Genomic DNA, 24,693 nt, shown 5'->3' with positions numbered 1-24,693 from the left:
ATTAGATTTTCGACGGATTAGGAGGATTCAGCATGTTGGAGTTTGAAACAAATATAGACGGCCTAGCATCAATTAAAGTAATCGGAGTAGGTGGAGGCGGAAATAACGCTGTCAACCGAATGATCGAAAATGACGTACAAGGTGTCGATTTCATTGCAGTCAATACAGATGCACAGGCATTAAATCTATCAAAAGCAGAAACGAAAATGCAAATCGGTGCTAAGCTGACAAGAGGGCTTGGAGCAGGTGCGAATCCTGAAGTCGGTAAAAAAGCTGCTGAGGAAAGCAAAGAACAGATTGAAGAAGTATTAAAAGGCGCAGATATGGTCTTTGTTACTGCTGGTATGGGCGGTGGAACTGGTACGGGTGCTGCACCTGTCATTGCAAAAATCGCAAAAGATTCTGGTGCATTGACAGTTGGAGTCGTGACTCGTCCTTTCACATTTGAAGGAAGAAAGCGTCAGCTTCAAGCCGTCGAAGGAATTGCTTCTATGAAAGAAGCAGTTGATACATTAATCGTCATTCCAAACGACCGCTTGCTTGAAATTGTTGATAAAAACACGCCAATGCTTGAAGCATTCCGTGCAGCAGATAACGTGCTACGACAAGGTGTTCAAGGGATCTCAGATCTTATTGCCACACCAGGTTTAATTAACCTTGACTTTGCTGACGTGAAAACGATCATGTCCAATAAAGGTTCTGCTCTTATGGGTATTGGTGTCGCAACAGGTGAAAATCGTGCTGCTGAAGCTGCGAAGAAAGCTATTTCTTCACCACTTCTAGAAACTGCGATTGACGGTGCACAAGGTGTCATCATGAATATTACTGGTGGTACGAACCTAAGTCTTTATGAGGTACAAGAAGCAGCGGACATTGTTGCTTCTGCATCTGACGAAGATGTAAACATGATTTTCGGGTCTGTCATTAATGATAACTTGAAGGATGAAATTGTGGTAACCGTCATCGCTACTGGATTTATTGAGCAAGAGCCAGAAGTGACAAAACCACAAAGAAATCCATTAGGACAAGGATTAAAGCAAAATCAATCTATTCCTCAAAAGCGTGAAGTAAAACGTGAGGAACATCAGCAGCCATCATCTCAACCGAGACAAAATACACAATCAAGTGATGATACGCTGGATATCCCAACGTTCTTGCGCAACCGTAATAAACGCTAAGCGAGTATCACTCATCCCCTTCCATTGGAAGGGGATTTTTTGATGTTTACCATAAAAAGAAACCCGCATCTCCTCTGATCAAAAAGTATTAAATGTTTCTGGATCACTTCATTCAACACATGCATTTTGGCTCATGGTTATTAAGTAAAAAGGATCATTTTTAAATCCTATTACAAAAAGCGACAAAATGATGAACTTTATTTGACTACATTAAATAGAACACCATGAATCTTGTCATGAACAAAAGAAAGGGAGGAGTGAGACCTACACTCTGTTTCACCATTTGAGGAGGAGGGATTTGATTGAAAGTGAAGTTTCGCAAAACCGCCGGCTATCGTTTGATGAGTCTTTTGGTGATTGGTACTTTAACGATGACAAGCTTTGGGATGGTTCAAGCAAAATCGACTTCTACCTCATTTCAAGAGGAAGCTGTTTCCTCCAAGAAAGTAAAAGCAAAGATCTCATCTAGATTAATGAAACAGTTTCAACAAGAAGACAAGGTGACCTTTTTAGTTAAAATGAAGGAACAAACAAATGTCAAAAAAGTGGCGAAGGATGCTGTGTCAAAAGCCAAAAAACAGAAGTTAACAGCTGCTAAAACGCAGTACACAAAAAGATCAGCTGTCGTATCAGAACTAAGAGCAACATCTGAAGAAACGCAGGAAGCGCTGCTTGCGTATTTACAAAAGGCACAAAAGAAAAAGCAAGTGAAGGATATTCATTCGTACTATATTGTGAATGGTCTCGCTGTGACGGGAACGAAAGAAGTGATGGAAAAGGTGGCTTCCTTCCCAGAAGTAGATCAAGTGCTACCAAATGAAATTCGTCAAATCCATCGTCCTGTTGATTTGAAGACTTCAAAGAAGAACAAACAAATCAAAGCAGCAGATGGAATCGAGTGGAATATTTCTCAAGTTCATGCCCCAGAAGCATGGGCATTAGGCTATGACGGTACAGGTACCGTTGTGGCAAGTATTGATACAGGTGTGGAATGGGATCATCCTGCATTAAAAGAAAAATACCGCGGATTTGATCCTGCACGTCCGAATGAACCTTCTCATGAATTCAATTGGTACGATGCAACGACAGGTTCTGAAGCGCCATACGATGATTTAGAGCATGGGACACATGTAACGGGAACGATGGTTGGCTCTGAGCCAAATGGAGAGAATCAAATTGGGGTCGCACCAGGTGCAAAATGGATCGCGGTAAAAGCTTTTTCAGAAGATGGTGGATCAGATGCTGATCTGCTTGACGCAGGTGAATGGATTTTAGCTCCAAAAGATGGAAACGGAAACCCTCATCCAGAAAAGGCGCCAGATGTGGTCAATAATTCTTGGGGCGGTGGCCCTGGTCTTGATGATTGGTATAAAGATGTGGTCAATGCTTGGAGAGCTGCGGACATCTTCCCGGAGTTTTCAGCTGGTAATAAGGATTTATTTAACCCTGGTGGTGAGGGATCTATTGCAAATCCTGCGAATTATCAGGAAGCCTTTGCGACGGGTGCAACAGATCAAAACAACAAATTGGGTTCTTTCTCTTTGCAAGGTCCCTCTCCATATGGCGTCATGAAACCAGATATTGCGGCCCCAGGGGTAAACATTCGCTCTTCTATTCCTGGGAAAGGGTATGAAGATGGCTGGAATGGAACCTCGATGGCAGGTCCGCATGTTTCAGCTGTTGTGGCTCTTCTGCGCCAAGTACAATCGGATCTGTCTGTTGAAGAGATCGAAGACATTCTCATTGATACTGCAAAGCCGCTGACAGATCAGCAATTTCCGGAATCTCCTAACAATGGATATGGGGCAGGATTAGTTGATGCAAAAGAAGCGATTACAGCATTAACAGATGGAATTGGTACGATTGAAGGACAGGTGACAAAAGAGGGAGAAGATACAGAACCACCCGTTTTTTCTCATAAAGGACCGAATGAAATATTTGCCTCTACACCAACACCTCTAAGCATCACAGCAGAAGATGAAGTAGCTGTGACACATGTCTCCTTGACCTATCAAGTGGATCAAGGGAAAAGTGAGACGCTGCAAGCAAAACGTACGGATGGAAATCATTTAAAAGGGACTTTTGTTGTCCAGCTCCCAGAACTTGAGGGAGAAAACGTTACGTACCAATGGATTGTGAAAGATTTTGGAGAAAATGAAGCCGCATCAGAACCGTATACGCTTCCGATTAAAACATCCATCACGACTGGCTACTCGCAAGATTTTGAAGCTTGGCCAAGTGGATGGTTCAGTGGTGGAACAAAAGATCCTTGGCAGTGGGGGAAGCCGACCACAGGTCCGAAACAAGCCTTTACTGGAGATCATGTGTACGCCACAAATCTAGACGGTCCTTATGAAAATCAAACAGATGCTCATTTATCTATGCCGATGATTGCTGTACCTGAGTCAGGCCCCTCCTTTTTACAATATCAATACTGGCATGACCTTGAAGCAAATTATGACTATGTGCATATTCATGTGCAGCCTGAGGGAGAAGAGGCTGTTCAAGTGGCAGCCTACACAGGCAAAACAAGTGCATGGACAAAAGGCGAAGTTGATTTATCTGCCTACAAAGGTCAAAACGTGAGAGTTATTTTTCAGCTAAGAACGGATGGCAGTGTGACAAAAGACGGTTTTTATTTAGATGATGTGAAAATAACTGATCAAGCCTTACCTCAAAAAGCAAAGAAACAACTTGGCGTCATCAAAAAAGAAAAGCCTGCACAGGAGCAGAAGAAACCCGTCGATCCGAAAAGTGCAAAGCCTGCTAAACTAAAAGAAAAGCATGTCCAGATGAAAAAGGAAAAAAGTTTAGATGCCCCGTCTATCAAAGCTCTTCCGATGAAGGCAGAAATCAGTGTTCTGGAAAGCGGTAAATCCACGTACACGGATGAAGCGACAGGGAGATATCAGCTTTCTCATGGTGCAGGTGAATTTACAGTGAAAGCTGAAGCATATGGCTTTGAATCACGCACCCAAAAAGTCAATATTTCTGCAAATGATCAGGCAGAGGCGAATTTCTCCTTACAGCCACTTGAGAAACGAACGATATCTGGCACAATTGTCAATGAAACAACGGGTGAAAAAGTAAAGGATGCTACGGTTTATCTTGTAGAGGATGCGAAAATTGAGCCGGTGAAAACAGATGAATCTGGCGAGTTTTCTCTAGAGGCATTGAGCGGTGTATATACAGTCAAAGTATTTGCGAAAGGGTTTAAAGGATATTCGTTTACAGCAGATGTGACAGAAAAGCCGTTTGACAAATCAATCAAGCTGGAACCTTTCATCGGTTTTGCTGGCGAAATTGGCTACGATGACGGGACAGCTGAAAATGCACGGGCATTCTATGATCCTGGCAATGGCTGGGCGGTGAAATTTTCATTAGAAAAGGGGAAGAACCAAGCGCAAGTTACAGGGGGGCTTTTCCGTTTCTGGACAACAGAGTGGCCAGCCCCTGGCGGGAATGAATTTGCGGTTGAAGTGTATGATGCTTCTGGGAAGGACGGCGCTCCAGGTGAGAAACTTGCTGGACCTTTCAAAGCGAATGCGCTGCGTAATGGTGAATGGACAAAAGTAGATTTAGAAGATCAAGCTATTACGGTGGATGGAGATTTCTATCTTGTCTATATTCAAACGAAAAAGAATACGGAATCTCCAGGCCTTGCAACAGATGAAGATGGACCAAATGCTGAAAGAAGCTGGCAGCTGACAAGCGGTGCTTTTTCTCCTTCTCCAAAAGAAGAGGGAAATTATATGATTCGTGCGCTTGTTCAATATGAAGCTGATGTGCCAGAAATAACATCTCCAAAGGCTGGAACGATCACGAATAAAGATGAATTGGAGATTGAAGGTAATGCCTCTCCAGGACTTGATGTAGCGATCTATCAAAACGATGAAGAGATTGCCAAAGTGAAAGCAGATCAATCAGGCGTTTTCAAAGAGAAGGTCACAGTTTCAAGCGGAGAGCATGTATTCACAGCTGCCACTGTTACGGATAAAGGCGCAACGAAAAAATCCAAATCAGTAAAGGTGATCATTGATCAAACAGCTCCAGTGTTGACGATAGATACACCGAAAAAAGGGGAAAAATCTAATAAAGAATCACTCACTGTAGAAGGAAAGGTAACGGATGATCACCTTGATCAAGTGACTGTGAATGGAATAAAGGCAGCCGTAAAAGATGGGAAATATTCTGCAAGAATCCTGCTTGAGAACGGAAGAAATACGATCAAAGTAACAGCGAAAGATGCGGCAGGAAACAAAACGACTAAAAAAGTCGATATCGATGTTCAATACGAGGCACCTGAGATTTCTGAGCTGACACCAGCAGAGAATGTCAATCTATCATCAGGTGAGTCTGTTAAAATTTCATTTAACAGCAGAGAAAAGCTAGACGCAACGTTTGTCATTCACATGCCGCTGACAAACGCGAGATCAAAGCTGCAAAATACAACAGAGCTGCCGCTTCGCGAGGTAGCCGGCGGAACATATGAAGGCTACTGGACAGCTACTTCTACCGCTAAAGCAAAAGGTGCAGTCATTGAGGTGATTGTGCGGGATGATTATGGAAATGTCACACGACAAAAGGCTTCAGGCACATTAAATATCAATGAAAAATAATCCTTAAAAAAGGCACGACTCCTCGGAGCGTGTCTTTTTCGTTTCGAATCATTGTTTGAAAGCTTGTCCGGGAGCACATTCTCTTGCTTTGCGCTCTCATTCCTCGACAAAAACAATAACAATCCACCAAAAGTTCTCTATCATCCCCAACAAGAATTGACAGACTTCCATCTCATGACTGTTTTATACTGGTACAAACAAGTGCAAGTACTGCTTTTGATTCTTTGTTTCAGATGAAAGGAGCAGAAGGTGGTCATTTATTTAGATGTGATTTGGCTGTTAAACTTTTGTTTTGATCTATTGCTTCTCTTACTCACTGCATTTATTCTCAAACGACAAGTAAAAAAAAGGCGATATATGTTAGGAGCTCTGATTGGATCGAGCATTGTTCTCTTGCTCTTTACACCATTTGCAATGGTTGTGTCACACCCTTTAGGCAAACTGCTTTTTTCTGTCTTGATCGTGCTTGCAACCTTTGGGTTTCAAAGATTTCGTTCCTTTTTTCAAAACCTGTTTGCTTTTTACTTTGTAACATTTTTGATGGGAGGAGGCATGATCGGGGTTCATTCGTTTTTACAAACCAATACTGTTATTCAAGACGGGCTGCTGATTTCACAAAATGACGGCTTTGGTGATCCCATTAGCTGGCTTTTCGTTTTAACCGGCTTTCCTGCAATTTGGCTGTTTTCAAAGAAAAGATTAGGAGAGGTCGGTGCGAAAAAAAGACAGTTTGATGAACAAGTACTTGTGGAGATACACATTCAAGGAGAGACCATCCGCTTAAAGGGACTCGTCGATTCTGGCAATCAGCTGTATGATCCTATGACGAAAACACCTGTGATGATCGTTCAGGCAGATGAGCTCATGTCCATTTGCGGAGAGCCATTTATAGAGCTTATGAAGCAGTCTCATCCTGTTGAAGTGATGCAACAGCTCGGTGATCGATTTCCGCTTCTTGATCGTTTACGACTTGTTCCATATCGAGCGGTCGGTCATGATCACGGGTTTCTACTATGCTTAAAACCAGATACGGTCATCATTTATTCAAAAACGCATATGATCCAGCCAGCCAAGTGTTTTGTAGGCATGAGTCTGAGCGGTTTATCAGCAGATCAGGAATTTCAATCCATCATTCATCCAGATATGTTAGACGGAAAAATCATCCAAGGGGTGTCTTAAGTTTTGGTGATGTCTTTTATCTTACGAGGTCAACTTGACATTTAGAAGGGAGAAGAAGATGAAAAAATTAAAATTTAAACTCACTTACTACTGGTATAAACTCCTCATGAAGCTAGGTCTAAAGAGTGATGAGATTTATTATATTGGTGGTAGTGAGGCGCTGCCGCCTCCATTATCAAAGGATGAAGAGCAGGAACTGCTTGTCAAATTACCAAAAGGTGATCAAACAGCAAGGGCTATCCTGATCGAAAGAAATTTGCGGTTGGTGGTCTATATCGCAAGGAAATTTGAAAACACAGGGATTAATATTGAGGATTTAATTAGTATTGGAACCATTGGCCTGATTAAAGCAGTCAATACATTTAACCCAGAAAAAAAGATCAAGCTTGCGACATATGCTTCGAGATGTATTGAAAACGAGATTTTGATGTATTTGCGCCGAAATAATAAAATTCGTTCAGAAGTATCGTTTGATGAACCGCTCAACATTGATTGGGACGGAAATGAACTGCTTTTATCAGACGTACTTGGAACAGATGATGATATTATCACACGGGATATTGAAGCAAATGTAGATAAAAAACTTTTGAAAAAAGCGCTCGAGCAATTAAATGACCGTGAAAAACAGATCATGGAGCTCAGGTTCGGTTTGGTTGGCGGTGAGGAAAAAACCCAAAAAGATGTCGCTGACATGCTAGGCATTTCCCAGTCGTATATTTCAAGGCTTGAAAAAAGAATTATTAAACGATTACAAAAAGAATTTAACAAAATGGTCTAAAAAAATTTTTAAAATGCTCTGTCCCTTTGCTGTCAAAGGAATCAACTTCTTTTCTCATGATTCTCGTCATCACTCGTGCATATTTTTCCATCCCAAGGAGATACTGAACTTTGTACAACAGCTCCTGTAGGGAGGGAAAAAAGTGTCCAGAAATAAAGTGGAAATCTGCGGAGTCGACACCTCCAAACTGCCTGTTCTGAAAAACGAAGAGATGAGAAAATTGTTCAGACAGCTGCAAGATGAGGGTGACGATACAGCAAGAGAAAAGCTAGTCAATGGCAATTTGCGGTTGGTTTTAAGTGTGATTCAGCGTTTTAACAACAGAGGCGAGTATGTGGATGATCTCTTCCAAGTAGGCTGTATCGGATTAATGAAATCAATTGATAATTTTGATTTAAGCCACAATGTCAGATTTTCAACTTATGCGGTCCCTATGATCATAGGAGAAATCCGTCGATACTTGCGTGATAACAACCCGATTCGGGTGTCTCGTTCACTAAGAGATATTGCCTACAAAGCGCTTCAAGTCCGCGAGAGGCTGATTAGTGAGACAAGCAAGGAGCCAACGGCAGAAGACATTGCTAAAGTGCTGGAAGTGCCTCATGAGGAAATTGTCTTTGCCCTAGATGCGATCCAAGATCCTGTTTCTTTGTTTGAACCGATCTATAATGACGGAGGAGATCCGATTTATGTGATGGATCAAATTAGTGATGAGCGGAACAAAGACACACAATGGGTAGAGGAATTGGCCTTAAAAGAGGGAATGCGCCGATTGAATGATCGAGAAAAAATGATTCTTCGCAAACGCTTCTTCCAAGGAAAAACGCAAATGGAAGTCGCTGAAGAGATCGGGATTTCTCAAGCACAAGTCTCAAGACTTGAAAAAGCAGCCATCAAACAAATGAATAAAAACATCTTTTAAAGCCGCGCTTCATGTGCGGCTTTTTTCATTCTTGTGAGAGAGCACGTCTCTAGTATTGACTCGGTCATTTTTTTCATTTAATCTGTTTTTAACAAATGTTATTTTAGATATCATTTGTTAGGGAACACTTAAGCGGAAAGAAGGGTTATTATGTCATTCCATGATGAAAGAAGGCTGCTCATAAAGGTTGCGCATATGTATTATGAAGAAGGCGCCACTCAATCTAACATTGCAGAAGCTGTTGGGGTTAGCCGTTCACTCATATCAAAATATTTGGCTAAAGCACGTGAAGCAGGCATCGTGGAAATCATTATTCATGATGAAGTGAATCAACAATATGGATCGTTAGAAAGAAAAATAGAGCGGAAATATGGGCTGCGAGAAGTCGTCTGTGTGGAAACGCTCAGTCAAGAAACAACAAAAAGCAGAATCGGCGCTGCGGCGGCAGGGTTTTTATTAAAAGTAATAAAGGATGGACAAGTCATCGGTTTTTCCTCAGGAACCACTTTGCATGAAATGGCGAAAGCGCTTACGTCAGTTCAGCACTATCCATCCGTAACATTTGTTCCACTTGTCGGGGGTGTGGGAAACGAAGATGTTGATATCCATGCCAACTATATTATTGCGAGGTGCACAGAGGCACTGAAATCTAAATGTGAGTTTTTACATGTGCCTGTCATGCTTGATACGAAAGAAGCGAAGGATGTACTGATTCGTCAGCCGTCAATCAGAAAAGTGATTGAACTAGGAGAATCATCAAATATTGCGGTTGTCGGGATTGGCGGGGTTCCTCAGCATTCAACGATGGTGAAATCTTATATGACAAGCGGTGAGGAGGATATTCTTCAAGCGAAGGATGTAGCGGGTGACATTTGCTATAACTTTATTGATCACCAAGGGGAAGTGTATCCTCACCCATGGAACGACCGGGTAATGGGCATAAGCCCGCAAAAGCTGAAAGAAATCCCGCTTGTCATTGGTGTCGCTGGAGGAGAAGAAAAAATTGAAGCGATCCGGGCAGCATTAGAAGGTGGATTAATTCATGTATTAATTACGGATGAACGAACAGGAGATGCCTTATTAAAGTAACTACCTAATATGATTAGGTAGTTTTTTTTTTGAGTCTTTAGACTCAAAAAGATTGAAAATTTTATCGATTTTAGCTTGACACAAAGTTGACACATCATATAAACTAAGTTCATAACAAATGATAAATAAAATAACAAATGTTACAAGAAACAGTTTTTTGTTAATTTTTATAACATTTGTTAAAAGTTTCAGATTATTTTTCTAGCAATCTACCCGAGAAGCAAGAAAACCTGAAAGGATGATTTAGATGTCAATCTATCAACAGTTGTTAGCTCGAGAACGCAGTGGAGATCCAATCAAAGTAGGAATTATTGGGGCAGGCCAAATGGGCTTTGGACTCATTTCACAAATTTCTAAAATTCCAGGCATGATTGTAGCAGGTGTTTGTGATATTCACCTTAGTGCAGCCGAGAAGGCAGCGAATTTTTACAAGCAGCATGCGAAGCCGCATCAAATGGTCGTTACGAATGATTATAGAGAAGTGATTCAATCAGATTTCGTGGAAGTTGTCGTAGATGCAACAGGAGTTCCAGAGGTCGGAGCAAACATTTCTTTGGAAGCGCTTAATTCAAAAAAACATCTCGTTCTTTTAAATGTAGAAGTTGATATTACCATCGGTTTGGTGATGCATAAATTATTCACAAATGCAGGGCTTGTTTACTCAGGATCGGCTGGAGACGAACCGGCAGCAACACTAGAATTATATGAATTTGCAAAAACAATGGGACTTGAGGTGCTCGTTGCTGGGAAAGGCAAGAACAACCCATTCTTCCCAGAAGCAAATCCAGATACGTGTAAAGCAGAAGCAGATAGTAAACATATGAGTGCACATATGCTGGCGGCCTTCCAAGACGGAACTAAAACAATGGCAGAAATGAACTTATTAAGTAACGCGACAGGGCTTTTGCCAGATAAGGTCGGCATGCATGGAGTCGAAGCAAATTTAGAGAATGTAGCAGATAAATTGAATCAAAAACAACAAGGCGGCGTGCTCGATAACTTCGGAGTCGTTGAATATGTAAATGGGCTGGCACCAGGCGTATTTGTCATCGTCAAGAGTGATCTAGAGCCAGTAGATGAAGAGCTTCGTTACTTAAAAGTTGGAAAAGGTCCACACTATACGCTTTACCGTCCTTTCCACTTAGCGAGTCTTGAAACACCTGTTACGATCGCAAAAGCGGTCCTACAGCATGACTCATCGATCCATCCAATTGGTGTACCGGTGTCAGAAACAGTCGCTGTTGCGAAAAGAGATATTAAAGCAGGGGAATCACTTGACGGAATTGGCGGATACTCCGTAAGAGGTGTACTTGAAACGCATCAAGACATGAAAACGAACGGTCACATTCCGATTGGCTTAATCAGCGGAAAAGTCATAGCGAAAAAAGACATCAAATTAGGGCAATTCCTCACTCATGATGATGTAGAGCTTGATTCAAACACAACCGTCTGGAAGCTGCGTTCATTACAAGATCACTTATTTCAATCATAAGGACGTGAAGCTATGGAAAAATTAGCAATCGTACTTTGTATCATTCTCATTGTGCAGTATGGGTTATCTTTTATTCAAATCAAGTATTACCGCAAAAGCATGGACTCACTAATTGATGACTACAGAGGGAAACAGGGATATCACTTATTTTCAGGAATGGAACGGCGCAAAGTTGGCCCTGGGGCCATTGCGCTCATCATTGTGGATGAATCGTATATCATTCAAAAATGCCATGTGCTTGGCGGCGTGTCGATCTTATCTAAATTTAAAGAAGTCCCTGCATATGAAGGCAAGCATGTAGGGGCTGTGCTGGACGAGCACCACATGATGAAGAAAACGTTGAAAAAGCGTAAAAAGGCGCCAGCAGTCATGCAAGCACTTTCCATGGCGGCTGAGCAGGCACTTGTCTCGATTTCGAAAAAAAATATAACAAATGTGAACTAAAGAAAGGGGAGATGAAACATGGAATGGATTCAATGGTTTGGAGAGCACTTTATCGGAATGTTTGAAGCCGGCGGAAAGCAATTCATGGGTCTTGTTACAGGTATCGTTCCAACGCTTGTTGTGTTACTTACTTTCACTTATGCTGTCATGAAATTTATTGGAGAAGAGCGAGTGAATAGAGCCATTCAGTTTGCAGCGAAATATACCATTTTGCGCTACACGTTAATGCCGATCTTATCTGTTCTTATTTTGACAAACCCAATGGCTTATACGTTTGGCCGCTTCTTACCTGAAAAACAAAAACCAGCATTCTATGATTCAGCTGTTTCATTTGTTCATCCGGTGACATCACTGTTCCCGTATGCCAACGCAGGAGAACTATTTGTCTACTTAGGAATTGCGAACGGGATTAAAGAAGCTGGATATTCAATGTCAGAGCTTGCTGTTCGTTACTTTTTAGTCGGGATCGTCGTTATTTTACTACGCGGAATCATTACTGAATGGATTACAAAATATTTAGCAGGAAAAATGAAAGCGAATTCACAATAGGGGAGGGTTAGACATGACAAACCACAAAGTATTTGTTGCAAAAGGTGCTGGCGGATGGGGAGAAGGCTTAGAACTTGAACCAACTGGTAAAAGAAGAAAGGTTGTTTCGATTACAGGGGGAGGCATTCACCCGGTTGCACGTAAAATTGCAGAAATGACAGGGACAGAAGCATGTGATGGCTTTAAAAACTCTATACCAGAAGATGAAATGATGTGTGTTGTCATTGACTGTGGTGGGACAGCGCGTATCGGACTTTATCCAATGAAACGCATTCCAACTGTAGACGTTTTGGCATCCTCTCCTTCTGGACCGCTTGCAAAACATATTACAGAAGATATCTTCGTATCAGGCGTAACAGAAAAAGATATTTCCTTTGCAGAAGCATCTGATGGTGAGGCGAAAGCAGAAGGCGAGGAAAACAGTGAGTCGATTGACAAAGAGAATTTCAAAGAGACGTATGCAAAGCTGAAAGAGGAAAATATCGAGCGGCAGGAAAAAGGCAATTTCCTTATGAGATTCTCACGCGGAATCGGGAAAGTCACCGGTACGTTCTATCAGGCCGGCCGTGATTCTGTTGATATGCTTTTGAAAAACATTATTCCATTCATGGCATTTGTCAGTATGTTAATTGGAATTATCAATTATACAAAAATCGGTGACCTGATTGCCCATTTTCTATCACCTTTGGCAGGATCTCTTTGGGGGCTCTTACTGCTCGTTGTGGTCTGTACATTGCCGTTCCTATCACCTGTCTTAGGACCTGGAGCAGTCATTGCCCAAGTCATCGGTGTTCTGATTGGTAGTCAAATTGCACTAGGTAACATTCCGCCTCAATTTGCACTTCCTGCACTATTTGCCATCAACGGTCAAGTAGGGTGTGATTTTATTCCAGTGGGGCTGTCACTTGGTGAAGCGAAGCCGGAAACGGTACAATATGGGGTACCAGCTGTTTTGTATAGCCGTCTCATTACAGGGGTTCTATCTGTTGTGATCGCATACGTTGCCAGCTTCGGTATGTATTAAACGTATTAAAGGAGGAATCGAGATACATGGTAACACAATCTGTCGTAAAAGAAATTGGGATCTTAGTCCCGCAATTTAAAGAAGATAAGCTGATTGTTTTATTTGGACCCGCAGCGCCGCAGGAATTAAGAGATATGTCTGTCATTCATGAGTTCGAACATCTAGAAGAAGAGCCGCTGAAGCTAGGCGGAACCATTCAAGTGGGCGATCAAACGTACACGATCACAGCCCTCGGCAATAAAGCGAATGACAACTTTAAAGAGCTCGGCCATATTTCGATCTACTTCCAAGAGCCGTTTGATGATGTATTACCAGGAGCTGTTTTTGCATCCCCGCACACGTTTCCTGATATAAAAGAAGGCGTACGAATTGAAATTTCGTAACGATGTAAAAAAAGCTGTTCCTAAAAAGGAGCAGCTTTTTTATGTGAGGTTTACCAGAAAGAGCATTTACGATATGCTGTAAACATTCATTATTTGTATATTCAGAATTTTTACTCAGGGGGAAGTTATGGTGTCACTTGAATTGAAGAATGTTTCATTAAAACGAAATGGGAAATGGCTGCTGCAGTCTATTGACTGGCAGGTGAACAAACAGGAACACTGGGTGCTTTACGGTTTAAATGGTGCGGGAAAAACCGCTTTATTAAATATGCTCTGCTCCTATTATTTCCCCACGTCAGGCGAGATGACAGTGCTGGGACATGTCTTTGGCAAGGAAGCGCTAGGTGAAAAACTAAGGAAGAAAATCGGTCTCATCTCAGCGGGACTTGAAAAGAAATTGCACAGAGACGACAATGCATTTGAAATTGTACTTAGCGGCGCATTTGCTTCTATCGGGCTTTATGAAACCCCGACAGATGAAATGAGAGAGAAAGCCATTGATCTATTAAAAGCATTTGGTTCATTCAAATATGCCAACAGAACATATGAAACACTCTCACAGGGGGAGAAGCAAAAAGTCTTGATTGCGAGGGCTTTAATGAATGATCCCAAGCTCTTGATTTTAGATGAACCTGTGACGGGGCTGGATTTTTTAGCAAGAGAGCAAGTGCTTGAGACCATCTCATTTATTGCAGCAAAGCCTGATGCGCCTACTTTGCTCTATACGACCCATCATGCAGAGGAGATTCTGCCTGTTTTTCAGCACACCTTATTATTAAAAGATGGATCTGTTTTTGATCAAGGAGAAACGAAAGAAATGATGACAAGCGGCTTGCTTTCTTCTTTTTTTGAATGTCCAGTAGATGTCATGTGGAGAAATGGCCGTCCGCATTTAAGCAAATTGTAGACAAAAGAAACTATTGGTCTGCGTCCCTGCTTTTCCATCATACATATTATAGTAGAAAACGAAAGGCGGGGAAGGACAGATGATCAGTATTTCTGAATTCCAAATCAAGGATGTCGTCGATGTATCCAGCGGAAAAAAACTAGGCACCATTGGGGACATTGATATTAATGTGACAAGCGGCAAAATACAAGCGATTATTATTGGCGGCACAGGTAAAATGATGGGATTTTTCGGAAAAGAAGAGGAAATGATCGTCCCTTGGCGAAATATAGTAAAAATTGGCGAAGATGTGATACTTGTCCGATTGTCTTCTTAATTCATATAACTCCTCAATGAATCATTCAATTTTTCCTTAAAACAAGCTCTCCATTCTCAGCAAACAATGTCTTTTTCGGGTAAAAAGATTACGTTTTCATATCAATTTGAAAAAAAACCTGCAGAAAGGGCACATTTGAGTGTAATATTTAATGAATCCCACTAACTGTCTATGCATGTCTTGTGGTAAAATAGGAGCGATATAAAGAGAGATGAATGAAAGGTGGGAGGCAGCTTTGACACACAAATATGACCCCTTTCAGCAGAAATCACTATATGCAATGACCATTCATGATTGGACGAACATGACATGTTCTGGAAAAGAGGTATTGGCCGGATTTACGACAAAAAATGGCGGCTTCAGCCTACCTCCATATCAATCATTGAATACTGGACTCCATGTAGGAGATGATGCTTCTAGTGTTCAAATGAATCGTCAAGTCATAGCAGATGCTGCTGCTGTGCCGCTCTCTGATTGGGTGTTTGCAGACCAAACACACGAGGATCGCATCCTGAAAGTCACCAAGGAGCAAAGAGGAAGAGGAAGTCTTCATTATCATGAGGCACTGCCTGGTACAGACGGTTTATATACGTCTGAGACGAACATGATGCTCGCTCTTTGTTTCGCTGATTGTGTTCCGCTTTATTTTCTAGCTCCGCAAAACGGATTAATTGGAACGGCTCATGCCGGCTGGAAAGGAACCGTCAAGCAAATTGGTGCAAAGATGGTTGATGAATGGGTCAGCCAAGAAGGTGCCAAGGCCGATCATATTCAAGTCGTCATTGGACCATCCATTGGCAGCTGCTGCTACATAGTCGATGACGCAGTCATGGATCAAGTGAAACAGCTTCCTTTTTCAACAGAGGATGTATATTCCGAGATTTCACAAGGACAATATAAAATTGATCTGAAAACATTAAACAAAAACGTATTGCTTCATGCAGGAATAAAAGAAGAAAACATACATGTTAGTTCGATGTGCACAAGCTGCAATGATCAGCTTTTCTTCTCACACCGGCGTGATCAAGGGAAAACAGGACGTATGATGTCTTTTGTCGGGTTTAAGGAGGCATAAGTGCAATTGAATGTACGAGAGAATCTCAGACAAATAAATGAACAAATAAACGAAGCATGTAAAAGAGCCGGTAGACAACCAGCAGATGTATCGGTCGTCGCTGTGACAAAGTATGTCTCAATTGAACGAGCACAAGAAGCCAAAGAAGCAGGAATTATGCACTTTGGTGAAAATCGTGACCAAGGGTTACTTGAAAAGCAGGCGGCCATAACCGATGAAAACATTAGCTGGCACTTCATCGGCAGCTTACAAACACGAAAAGTCAAATCTGTCATTCAGACAATTGACTACTTACATTCGCTCGACAGGATGTCTCTTGCGAATGAAATTGAAAAAAGAGCGGATCACACAGTTCGCTGTTTTGTACAAGTGAACACATCACTTGAGGAGTCAAAGCGCGGCCTGCAAAGTGAAGACGTCATTCCATTTGTGAAGCAGCTCGCTGATTTCAAACAGATTGAAATTGCTGGACTGATGACGATGGCTCCATTTACAGATGATCACACTGTGATTCGAAACTGTTTTAAAACATTAAAAAACCTTCAAGAAGAAGTAAAACATCTTAACCAAGTAAATGCACCTTGTCAGCATTTATCGATGGGCATGTCAAATGATTTTGAAATCGCAATTGAAGAAGGTGCGACATTCGTTCGGATTGGCTCTTCACTTGTTGGAAATGAAACAGGAGGTGCGTGACATGAGCATAAAAAATAAGTTTAAAAGCTTTTTCACTCTCGACGATGAAGAGTATGAGTACGAATATATTGATGAAGAAAGAGAACCCGTTCAAGAAGAAAAAGGAACGAAAGATAAAGCAGCATTTCAAGATCGTCCACAGACAGGAAAACAAAATGTCGTCAGCTTGCAAAGCGTGCAGAAATCCTCTAAAGTGGTGTTAAGCGAGCCGCGTGTTTATGCAGAAGCGCAGGAGATTGCAGACCATATTAAAAACAGACGTGCAGTCGTCGTGAATTTGCAGCGCATTCAGCATGATCAAGCAAAGCGAATCATTGACTTCTTAAGCGGAACCGTTTATGCAATCGGTGGAGACATCCAGCGTATTGGCTCGAATATATTCCTCTGCACACCTGATAATGTAGATGTATCTGGTACAATATCAGAACTTTTGACAGAGGAAGAACCTCAGAGGTGGTAAATCATAGTGATTCTAAATTTCATTTTTAATATTTTAGGAACGGTATTAACGATTTACTCATTCGCGATTATTATTTACATCTTTATGTCATGGGTGCCATCTGCAAGAGAAACTGTGTTTGGCCGTTTTCTGACAAATATTTGCGAACCGTATTTAGAACCATTTCGTAAAATTATTCCGCCAATCGGCATGATTGACATCTCGCCGATTGTGGCATTGCTTGTGATTCGTTTTGCATCATCATATGGACTAACTGGTCTTTACAATATGATTGTGCGCTTCATGTAAACAGGCTGCCGGGCTTGGCACAGCCAGGCTCTTTTACATAAGAGGGGAACAAAATGAGCGATATCTATCAGCATTTTAGAAAAGACGAACAGCCATTTGTCGACCAAGTGCTAGGCTGGAAAAAAATCGCACTCGACCAATATCGAATGAAATTAACAGACTTCCTTGATCCGCGTGAGCAATTTATTACTGAGTCCGTCATTCAGCATGCTGAAGAACTTGGGATCATGTTTTTTGGCGGATATGAAGGTGCGGAGCGCAAAAGAGCCCTCATTTATCCTGATTATTTAGAACCGTCTATTCAAGATGTTGAGCTGTCTTATTTTCAGGTGAACTATGCGAAAAAATTTATTTCCATCGAACACCCGAAGCTTCTCGGCTCATTGATTGGGACAGGCTTGAAGCGTCAAAAATTCGGAGATCTATTATTTTCAGAGGAAGATGTGCAGTTTATTTGCACAAGTGATGTCGCCGATTTTGTGCGGGCGCAGCTGACACATGTCGGCAGAGCATCCGTTTCATTAGAGGAAATCACGCAGGCAGATATAAAGCCAGTGATCAATAAGACTGATATCAAAGAAGATACCATTTCTTCACTTCGGCTTGATGCTGTATGTGCTGCTGTCAGCCGTCAGTCTCGGCAAAAAGCACAGCTTTTAGTCAAAAATGGGCTTGTTAAAGTCAATTGGAAAGTCACTGAGGACCCTTCCTTTACAATCGGTGAAGGCGATCAGCTCTCTGTACGGGGATTTGGCCGCTTTAGCCTCAAAACGATTGATGGGAAGACCAAAAAAGATAAATTCAAAGTAACATTTGAGCTTCTGACATAACGAACTTGAATCTGGAGGTGGCGAGGTTGCCATTAACACCTAATGATATTCATAATAAAACGTTCACAAAAAGCTTTCGCGGCTATGATGAAGATGAAGTAAACGAGTTTTTAAGCCAGGTACGTAAAGACTACGAGATCGTACTCCGTAAAAAGAACGAGCTTGAAGACAAAGTAAACGAGCTTGACGAAAGACTAGGTCATTTTGCAACAATTGAAGAGACATTAAACAAATCGATTCTTGTAGCGCAGGAAGCAGCAGAAGACGTAAAACGTCATTCTGATAAGGAAGCAAAATTGATTATTCGTGAAGCAGAGAAAAATGCAGACCGTATTATCAACGAAGCGCTGTCAAAATCAAGAAAGATTGCAATGGAAATCGAAGAGCTGAAGAAGCAGTCGAAGGTCTTTAGAACTCGCTTCCAAATGCTCATCGAAGCGCAGCTTGATCTTCTGAAAAATGACGATTGGGATCATTTATTGGAATATGAAGTGGACGCTGTCTTTGACGAAAAAGAATAAGCGCATCATCTTGACATGACGTGCTCATGTTGCATATAATACCATCATAAATTAACAAGAGATAAACGTTTGAAAGGGACACTCGCAGTTGTCACATGCGTAATAAAGCGAATCAGGGATGGTGGAAGCCTGACATTACGAGACGCTGCAATGAGATCACCCCTTTAGTTCCTTTTCTGAAATGAATGAGTAAGAAAAGGCGTCTGATCACGTTACGATTTTAGAGTGGATAAGCGGCTTTTTCATATCGCTTGTCTAAAAGGGTGGTACCGCGAGACAAGCCTTCTCGTCCCTTATGGGATGAGAGGGCTTTTTTTATTGTTTTTTAATCAGAATTTGCATGTGGAGGAATGGGTATGAACTACAAAGACACCTTATTAATGCCGAAAACAGAATTCCCGATGAGAGGGAACTTGCCGAACAAAGAGCCTGAAATCCAAGAGGAGTGGGCAGAGAAAGACATCTATCAAATGGTTTTAGAGCGGACAAAAGGACGCCCGACGTTTATTTTGCATGATGGACCTCCATATGCGAATGGTGACATTCATATGGGGCATGCACTCAATAAAATCTTAAAAGATTTTATCGTCCGTTTTAAATCAATGAACGGGTATCACGCGCCGTACGTACCGGGCTGGGATACACACGGCTTACCAATTGAAACAGCTCTCACTAAAAATAAAAAAGTCAAACGCAAAGAAATGTCTACAGCAGAATTCCGCAAACTATGCGAGGAGTATGCTTGGAAGCAAATTGAAGGTCAGCGCAGCCAGTTTAAGCGATTAGGCGTCAGAGCAGACTGGGACAATCCATATGTCACATTAAAGCCTGAATACGAGGCGCAGCAAATTCTTGTCTTTGGTGAAATGGCGAAGAGAGGCTATATCTATAAAGGACTAAAGCCTGTTAACTGGTCTCCTTCAAGTGAATCAGCCCTCGCTGAAGCGGAAATTGAATATAAAGACAAACGTTCACCATCAATTTACGTTTCGTTTAAAGTAAAAGATGGCAAAGGCGTTCTTGAAAACGGCGAACAATTCATTATCTGGACAACAACACCTTGGACGATTCCTGCAAACCTTGGCATTTGTGTTCATCCAAACTTAGAGTACAGCGTTATTCAAGTGGGTGCTGAGCGATATGTCGTTGCATCTGAACTGGTTGAACAAGTGGCAAAAACACTCGGCTTTGAAGAGTATGAAGTCGTGAAAACGCTAAAAGGAAAAGAATTAGATAACATCGTTGCAGAGCATCCGATCTATGGTAGAGATTCTCTTGTGATGCTTGGCGATCACGTGACAACGGATGCAGGAACAGGCTGTGTTCACACAGCACCAGGTCACGGGGAAGATGACTTTAATGTGAGTATGAAATACGGTCTTGATGTGCTATGTCCAGTAGATGAAAAAGGTGTGATGACAGAAGAAGCACCTGGTTTTGAAGGACTATTCTACGAGGATGCCAATAAAGCCATCACAGAAAAGCTTGAAGCAAAAGGCGCGCTGAAAAAGCTCGACTTTATCACGCACTCCTACCCGCATGACTGGAGAACGAAAAAGCCAACGATTTATCGTGCAACAGATCAGTGGTTTGCATCGATTAAAGACTTTAGAGAAGCGTTATTAGATAATATTAAAGAAACGAATTGGGTTCCAGCATGGGGCGAAACACGCCTGTTCAATATGGTGCGTGACAGAGGTGACTGGTGCATTTCAAGACAGCGTGTATGGGGCGTTCCAATTCCGGTCTTTTATGCGGAAAATGGTGAGCCGATCATCACGGACGAAACCATTCAGCATGTATCTCAATTATTTAGAGAGCATGGCTCAAATATTTGGTTTGAAAAAGAAGCGAAAGAGCTATTGCCAGAAGGCTTTACACATCCAGGCAGCCCGAATGGTGAATTCACTAAAGAGCAGGACATCATGGATGTATGGTTTGATTCCGGTTCTTCTCACCAAGCTGTTTTAGAAGAAAGAGATGACCTAGTCCGTCCGGCAGATCTTTACCTTGAAGGCTCTGACCAATATCGCGGCTGGTTTAACTCCTCCTTATCAACAGCAGTTGCTGTCACTGGTAAAGCACCATATAAAGGTGTCCTAAGTCACGGCTTTACGCTTGATAAAGAAGGACGTAAGATGAGTAAATCATTAGGCAATACGATTGACCCAACGAAGGTCGCGAAGCAGCTTGGTGCTGAAATTCTTAGACTTTGGGTATCTTCTGTCAACTATCAAGCCGATCATCCAGTGTCTGATGATATTTTGAAACAAGTTGCAGAAGTCTATCGTAAGATCCGTAATACCTTCCGCTTCCTGCATGGAAACCTATTTGACTTTGACCCAGCAGTTAATGCCGTGCCAGTAGAAGAGCTTCGCGAAGTGGATCAATACATCTTGATCAAATTAAACAAATTGATTGATAAAGTGAAAAAAGCTTATGATGATTACGAATTTGCGGTCGTCTATCATGCGATTCACAATTTCTGTACGATTGAGCTCAGCTCTTTCTATCTCGATTTTGCAAAGGATGTCGTCTACATTGAGCATGCCGATCATCCAGACCGCCGCAGCATGCAGACTGTCTTCTACGAAACGTTAATGGCATTAGTGAAGCTGACTGCACCAATTCTTCCGCATACAGCAGATGAATTATGGAGCCACTTAAGCTTTGTTGAAGAGCCAAGTGTTCAGTTAACAGATATGCCAGAAGGTGCGGTAGTTCCTCAGGCTGAAGCGACAGAAGCGAAGTTTGACCGCTTTATGGAGGTACGTGACGATGTGCTAAAAGCGCTGGAGATTGCGCGTAACGAGAAAGTCATCGGACGTTCACTTGAAGCAAGTGTGACGCTTTATGCGACAGATGAAGTGAAAAACCTTCTTGCATCCATTAAAGAAGATGTGAAGCAGCTCTTTATCATCTCTGAATTAACGGTAGAAGATGAGCAGCATGCAGATACATCAGCGCCTGAATATACGTCAGGACGAATTGTGGTTCAAAAAGCAGAAGGAGAACTGTGCGAGCGTTCCCGCATTATTTCAAAAGACGTTGGTGCAAATCCGAAATACCCAACATTGTCACTTAAAAATGCTGAAATCGTGGAGAAATATTACCAGAATTAACAGCGCGATATCACAAGCTGGCGCCCCGTCATATGCGGGGCGTTTTCTTTTATGAGAAAATGACAGCGTTTAGAACGAAAGGAAAAATCTTATGGCTTTAAAGTGAGCAGGCGGGGTAACAATATGATTATCACGACAGGGCAGGAGTTGAAATAGCGACATGAATGGCGATCTAGAGACGATTTACACGGAACTCCTTCAAATGAAAGAAGAGCTGCAATCCAAACTGTTTGAATACGCATCATTTCGTTCACCCGCTGAGCATGTCACATTGAATGAGGTCAAAACGACCACACTTCTTTATCACATCAAAGAAGAGCTGCAAGATGTGTCTCTCGCTATTGCAAAAATCGAACAAGGAACCTATGGCATATGTGAGGCGACAGGAGATGTGATTCCGCTTGAACAAATGAGTATTCTTCCTACCGCCCGCACAGCTGACGACTTTTTATATCATAAGCAATACGAGAAAAAAGCATTCACTCCTTATCCTTACGAATCAAATGATTCTCATTTTGAAGCCTTCCACATGTAGGGAGGTTTTTGTCTGTCAACTAAAGTTTCTTTACTCCTACCTGTTTTCTTGATAAAATGCTTAAAGATCAAAGTATGAAGTTGGAGGAACGTGTGTGTTCTATTACATAATCGCATTCGTTATCATTTGTTTAGATCAATTAACAAAATGGCTCATTGTCAAAAATATGATGCTCGGAGATTCTGTTCCAGTAATTGATGGATTCTTTTATATCACGTCTCACCGAAATTCAGGAGCCGCATGGGGAATTCTCCAAGGGCAAATGTGGTTTTTCTATGTGATCACACTCGTTGTCATTGCGGGAATTGTTTATTACTTGCAAAAACATGGACAAAAGGACAAGCTGCTTGGAGTAGCACTGGCCTTAATGCTTGGCGGAGCGATCGGCAACTTTATCGACCGTATTTTCCGTCAGGAAGTGGTAGATTTTGCTCATTTCGTATTTGGGAATTATCACTACCCAATCTTTAATATTGCAGATTCTTCTCTCTGTATAGGGGTTATTCTGCTCTTCATTCAAATGCTGTTAGATGGAAAGAAAAATAAGGAGTCAACTACATGAATCAAGTAAATATTGCCGTTTCAGAAGAACAAACGAGTGAACGGCTTGATAAATTTCTAAGCACGACAGAACCAGAATGGTCAAGAACCCAAGTCCAGCAATGGGTAAAAGATGGGCTGATCGAAGTAAACGGGAAACAAGTAAAGGCCAATTACAAAGTACAAGCTGGAGATCAAATCAAAGTGGACATTCCAGACCCAGAAGAGCTAGATGTAGAAGCAGAACCAATGGATCTTGATATTTATTATGAGGATGCAGATGTGTTAGTCGTCAATAAACCACGAGGAATGGTCGTTCATCCAGCGCCGGGTCATGTGTCCGGAACGCTTGTAAATGGTCTGATGGCACATTGCAAGGACTTATCAGGGATTAACGGTGTGATGCGTCCTGGAATTGTCCACCGAATTGATAAAGATACGTCTGGACTGTTAATGGTCGCGAAAAACGATATGGCACATGAGTCACTCGTCAATCAGCTGGTGGCTAAGACCGTCACAAGAAAGTATACGGCCGTTGTCCACGGCATTATCCAGCATGATACAGGTACAATCGATGCGCCAATTGGCAGAGACAAAAAAGACCGCCAAAGCATGACGGTTACAAAAGAAAATGCAAAACAGGCTGTCACTCACTTTGATGTGATTGAACGCTTTAAAGATTTTACAGTTGTCGAGTGCCGTCTTGAAACAGGAAGAACACACCAAATTCGTGTTCATATGAAATATATCGGCTACCCTCTTGCAGGAGATCCGAAATATGGACCAAGAAAAACGGTCGATTTTAATGGACAGCTTCTGCATGCAGGTGTTTTAGGATTTGATCATCCTAGAACAGGAGAATATATTGAGTTCACAGCACCAATTCCAGCTGATATGCAGGATTTTATCGATTCATTAAGAAATAACGATTGACAGGCCGTTCTTTTTCTGAAATAATAAACGAAGAAATTGAGATTCTTTAAAACAGTCCAGAGAGGCTGAGAAGGATAACGGATCAATTTGTGCACGAGTGTGCACAAATGAACGCCCCTCTCTGCCCTTTGCAGAAGGGGCTTTTTATTTGTCAAAAAGAGGTGTAAAAGATGGAACAAAAAGCAGTCATTCTTGATGAACAAGCGATCAGACGAGCGCTTACCCGAATTGCACATGAAATGATTGAGCGCAACAAAGGGATGAAGGATGTCATCCTTGCCGGGATCAAGACAAGAGGCATACATCTTGCAAAGCGCCTTGCAGAGCGCATCGAGCAAATTGAAGGAAATCCAGTCACTGTGGGTGAACTTGATATTACGCTATACCGTGATGACCTGACAAAAAAGACAGACAACCAAGACCCGCTTGTAAAGGGTGCAGACATACCAGCTGATATTAATGACAAAACACTCATTGTCGTTGACGATGTCCTGTTTACAGGCAGAACCGTCAGAGCAGCTATGGATGCCCTTGTGGATGTAGGAAGACCATCTTCCATTCAGCTGGCTGTGCTCGTCGACCGGGGACACCGGGAGCTGCCGATTCGAGCGGATTATATCGGAAAAAACATTCCGACTTCAAAAGCAGAGACAGTCATGGTTCAGCTCAATGAAGTAGATCAAAACGACCTTGTCGCTATATATGAAAAATAACCTTTTTAAATGCATTCCAGAGAGTTTGCAAAGAGGGCAATAACAGAGACACCGAGCACACGGCTAATATGACGTGTCTGGTTTTTCTAGGCCTCTTTGC

General features: G+C 42.0%; 24 protein-coding genes and 1 other annotated feature. All 24 genes read left to right on the top strand.

From position 1 onward, the window contains the following. Positions 1–32 precede the first annotated feature (32 nt). On the top strand, positions 33–1,178 hold the full coding sequence (ftsZ, locus tag ACLGGR_RS01965; protein ID WP_024424252.1) for a cell division protein FtsZ: 1,146 nt from the start codon (positions 33–35) through the stop codon (positions 1,176–1,178). A 302-nt stretch (positions 1,179–1,480) separates the two neighbouring features. After that, complete coding sequence (locus ACLGGR_RS01960) at positions 1,481–5,797, top strand: S8 family serine peptidase (protein WP_410972402.1); 4,317 nt, start codon at positions 1,481–1,483, stop codon at positions 5,795–5,797. 249 nt (positions 5,798–6,046) lie between these two features. Further along, the gene (gene spoIIGA, locus ACLGGR_RS01955) at positions 6,047–6,976 is read left to right on the top strand and encodes a sigma-E processing peptidase SpoIIGA (RefSeq protein ID WP_410972401.1); all 930 of its coding nucleotides are present in this window, start codon (positions 6,047–6,049) and stop codon (positions 6,974–6,976) included. A 58-nt stretch (positions 6,977–7,034) separates the two neighbouring features. Further along, a complete protein-coding gene (sigE, locus tag ACLGGR_RS01950) occupies positions 7,035–7,754 on the top strand; it encodes an RNA polymerase sporulation sigma factor SigE (RefSeq protein ID WP_007499746.1) in 720 nt (239 codons plus the stop codon). Positions 7,755–7,896: 142 nt separating this feature from the next. Beyond that, entirely contained in the window at positions 7,897–8,676 is a 780-nt protein-coding gene (sigG, locus tag ACLGGR_RS01945) for an RNA polymerase sporulation sigma factor SigG (protein WP_034317964.1), read from the top strand. 150 nt (positions 8,677–8,826) lie between these two features. Continuing rightward, positions 8,827–9,765, top strand: a complete 939-nt coding sequence (locus ACLGGR_RS01940; RefSeq protein ID WP_142944735.1) for a sugar-binding transcriptional regulator — start codon at positions 8,827–8,829, stop codon at positions 9,763–9,765. A 247-nt stretch (positions 9,766–10,012) separates the two neighbouring features. Then, entirely contained in the window at positions 10,013–11,257 is a 1,245-nt protein-coding gene (locus ACLGGR_RS01935; protein WP_142944736.1) for an NAD(P)H-dependent oxidoreductase, read from the top strand. A 12-nt stretch (positions 11,258–11,269) separates the two neighbouring features. After that, entirely contained in the window at positions 11,270–11,701 is a 432-nt protein-coding gene (locus tag ACLGGR_RS01930) for a transcriptional regulator GutM (protein WP_024424247.1), read from the top strand. A gap of 18 nt (positions 11,702–11,719) precedes the next feature. After that, on the top strand, positions 11,720–12,250 hold the full coding sequence (gene srlA, locus ACLGGR_RS01925) for a PTS glucitol/sorbitol transporter subunit IIC (protein ID WP_003210918.1): 531 nt from the start codon (positions 11,720–11,722) through the stop codon (positions 12,248–12,250). A 13-nt stretch (positions 12,251–12,263) separates the two neighbouring features. After that, positions 12,264–13,274, top strand: coding sequence for a PTS glucitol/sorbitol transporter subunit IIB (gene srlE / locus ACLGGR_RS01920; RefSeq protein WP_048239606.1), 1,011 nt, complete (start codon positions 12,264–12,266; stop codon positions 13,272–13,274). Positions 13,275–13,300: 26 nt separating this feature from the next. Next, positions 13,301–13,657 (top strand): PTS glucitol/sorbitol transporter subunit IIA, encoded by a 357-nt coding sequence (locus ACLGGR_RS01915; RefSeq protein WP_007499733.1) that lies wholly within the window; start codon positions 13,301–13,303, stop codon positions 13,655–13,657. 130 nt (positions 13,658–13,787) lie between these two features. After that, entirely contained in the window at positions 13,788–14,564 is a 777-nt protein-coding gene (locus ACLGGR_RS01910; RefSeq protein ID WP_185907589.1) for an ABC transporter ATP-binding protein, read from the top strand. A 79-nt stretch (positions 14,565–14,643) separates the two neighbouring features. Continuing rightward, the gene (locus ACLGGR_RS01905; RefSeq protein WP_008344958.1) at positions 14,644–14,880 is read left to right on the top strand and encodes a YlmC/YmxH family sporulation protein; all 237 of its coding nucleotides are present in this window, start codon (positions 14,644–14,646) and stop codon (positions 14,878–14,880) included. Positions 14,881–15,091: 211 nt separating this feature from the next. Next, positions 15,092–15,955, top strand: coding sequence for a peptidoglycan editing factor PgeF (gene pgeF / locus ACLGGR_RS01900; protein ID WP_410972400.1), 864 nt, complete (start codon positions 15,092–15,094; stop codon positions 15,953–15,955). Positions 15,956–15,961: 6 nt separating this feature from the next. Beyond that, on the top strand, positions 15,962–16,651 hold the full coding sequence (locus ACLGGR_RS01895; RefSeq protein WP_251215495.1) for a YggS family pyridoxal phosphate-dependent enzyme: 690 nt from the start codon (positions 15,962–15,964) through the stop codon (positions 16,649–16,651). A gap of 1 nt (position 16,652) precedes the next feature. Then, positions 16,653–17,111, top strand: a complete 459-nt coding sequence (gene sepF / locus ACLGGR_RS01890; protein ID WP_024424241.1) for a cell division protein SepF — start codon at positions 16,653–16,655, stop codon at positions 17,109–17,111. A 6-nt stretch (positions 17,112–17,117) separates the two neighbouring features. Continuing rightward, on the top strand, positions 17,118–17,399 hold the full coding sequence (locus ACLGGR_RS01885) for a YggT family protein (RefSeq protein ID WP_024424240.1): 282 nt from the start codon (positions 17,118–17,120) through the stop codon (positions 17,397–17,399). A 53-nt stretch (positions 17,400–17,452) separates the two neighbouring features. Next, positions 17,453–18,229 (top strand): YlmH family RNA-binding protein, encoded by a 777-nt coding sequence (locus ACLGGR_RS01880; RefSeq protein WP_142944740.1) that lies wholly within the window; start codon positions 17,453–17,455, stop codon positions 18,227–18,229. 26 nt (positions 18,230–18,255) lie between these two features. Continuing rightward, positions 18,256–18,750, top strand: a complete 495-nt coding sequence (locus ACLGGR_RS01875; protein ID WP_008344947.1) for a DivIVA domain-containing protein — start codon at positions 18,256–18,258, stop codon at positions 18,748–18,750. Between the two features lie 59 nt (positions 18,751–18,809). Continuing rightward, positions 18,810–19,047: a binding site (T-box leader), on the top strand. 59 nt (positions 19,048–19,106) lie between these two features. Beyond that, entirely contained in the window at positions 19,107–21,872 is a 2,766-nt protein-coding gene (gene ileS, locus ACLGGR_RS01870) for an isoleucine--tRNA ligase (protein WP_410972399.1), read from the top strand. Positions 21,873–22,032: 160 nt separating this feature from the next. Continuing rightward, a complete protein-coding gene (locus tag ACLGGR_RS01865; protein WP_024424237.1) occupies positions 22,033–22,407 on the top strand; it encodes a TraR/DksA family transcriptional regulator in 375 nt (124 codons plus the stop codon). Between the two features lie 94 nt (positions 22,408–22,501). Further along, positions 22,502–22,969 (top strand): signal peptidase II, encoded by a 468-nt coding sequence (gene lspA / locus ACLGGR_RS01860; RefSeq protein ID WP_410972398.1) that lies wholly within the window; start codon positions 22,502–22,504, stop codon positions 22,967–22,969. Next, entirely contained in the window at positions 22,966–23,880 is a 915-nt protein-coding gene (locus ACLGGR_RS01855; protein ID WP_410972397.1) for an RluA family pseudouridine synthase, read from the top strand. Before lspA ends, ACLGGR_RS01855 begins: the two co-directional genes overlap by 4 nt. 170 nt (positions 23,881–24,050) lie before the next feature. Then, positions 24,051–24,593 (top strand): bifunctional pyr operon transcriptional regulator/uracil phosphoribosyltransferase PyrR, encoded by a 543-nt coding sequence (pyrR, locus tag ACLGGR_RS01850; protein WP_024424234.1) that lies wholly within the window; start codon positions 24,051–24,053, stop codon positions 24,591–24,593. Positions 24,594–24,693 lie beyond the last annotated feature (100 nt).

The sequence above is a fragment of the Bacillus sp. BD48 genome (assembly GCF_046566805.1).
Lineage (GTDB): Bacteria > Bacillota > Bacilli > Bacillales > Bacillaceae > Bacillus > Bacillus safensis.
This window is presented reverse-complemented; position numbering and strand designations above follow the sequence as displayed.

Bases quoted from the DNA above. Each gene is read 5' to 3' on its own strand.
- srlE (WP_048239606.1), top strand. From the start codon at position 12,264: ATGACAAACCACAAAGTATTTGTTGCAAAAGGTGCTGGCGGATGGGGA.
- ACLGGR_RS01855 (WP_410972397.1), top strand. From the start codon at position 22,966: ATGAATCAAGTAAATATTGCCGTTTCAGAAGAACAAACGAGTGAACGG.
- ACLGGR_RS01865 (WP_024424237.1), top strand. From the start codon at position 22,033: ATGAATGGCGATCTAGAGACGATTTACACGGAACTCCTTCAAATGAAA.
- ftsZ (WP_024424252.1), top strand. From the start codon at position 33: ATGTTGGAGTTTGAAACAAATATAGACGGCCTAGCATCAATTAAAGTA.
- ACLGGR_RS01940 (WP_142944735.1), top strand. From the start codon at position 8,827: ATGTCATTCCATGATGAAAGAAGGCTGCTCATAAAGGTTGCGCATATG.
- ACLGGR_RS01880 (WP_142944740.1), top strand. From the start codon at position 17,453: ATGAGCGATATCTATCAGCATTTTAGAAAAGACGAACAGCCATTTGTC.
- pgeF (WP_410972400.1), top strand. From the start codon at position 15,092: ATGAATGAAAGGTGGGAGGCAGCTTTGACACACAAATATGACCCCTTT.
- srlA (WP_003210918.1), top strand. From the start codon at position 11,720: ATGGAATGGATTCAATGGTTTGGAGAGCACTTTATCGGAATGTTTGAA.
- pyrR (WP_024424234.1), top strand. From the start codon at position 24,051: ATGGAACAAAAAGCAGTCATTCTTGATGAACAAGCGATCAGACGAGCG.
- ACLGGR_RS01915 (WP_007499733.1), top strand. From the start codon at position 13,301: ATGGTAACACAATCTGTCGTAAAAGAAATTGGGATCTTAGTCCCGCAA.
- sigE (WP_007499746.1), top strand. From the start codon at position 7,035: ATGAAAAAATTAAAATTTAAACTCACTTACTACTGGTATAAACTCCTC.
- ACLGGR_RS01930 (WP_024424247.1), top strand. From the start codon at position 11,270: ATGGAAAAATTAGCAATCGTACTTTGTATCATTCTCATTGTGCAGTAT.
- ileS (WP_410972399.1), top strand. From the start codon at position 19,107: ATGAACTACAAAGACACCTTATTAATGCCGAAAACAGAATTCCCGATG.
- ACLGGR_RS01935 (WP_142944736.1), top strand. From the start codon at position 10,013: ATGTCAATCTATCAACAGTTGTTAGCTCGAGAACGCAGTGGAGATCCA.
- sepF (WP_024424241.1), top strand. From the start codon at position 16,653: ATGAGCATAAAAAATAAGTTTAAAAGCTTTTTCACTCTCGACGATGAA.
- ACLGGR_RS01905 (WP_008344958.1), top strand. From the start codon at position 14,644: ATGATCAGTATTTCTGAATTCCAAATCAAGGATGTCGTCGATGTATCC.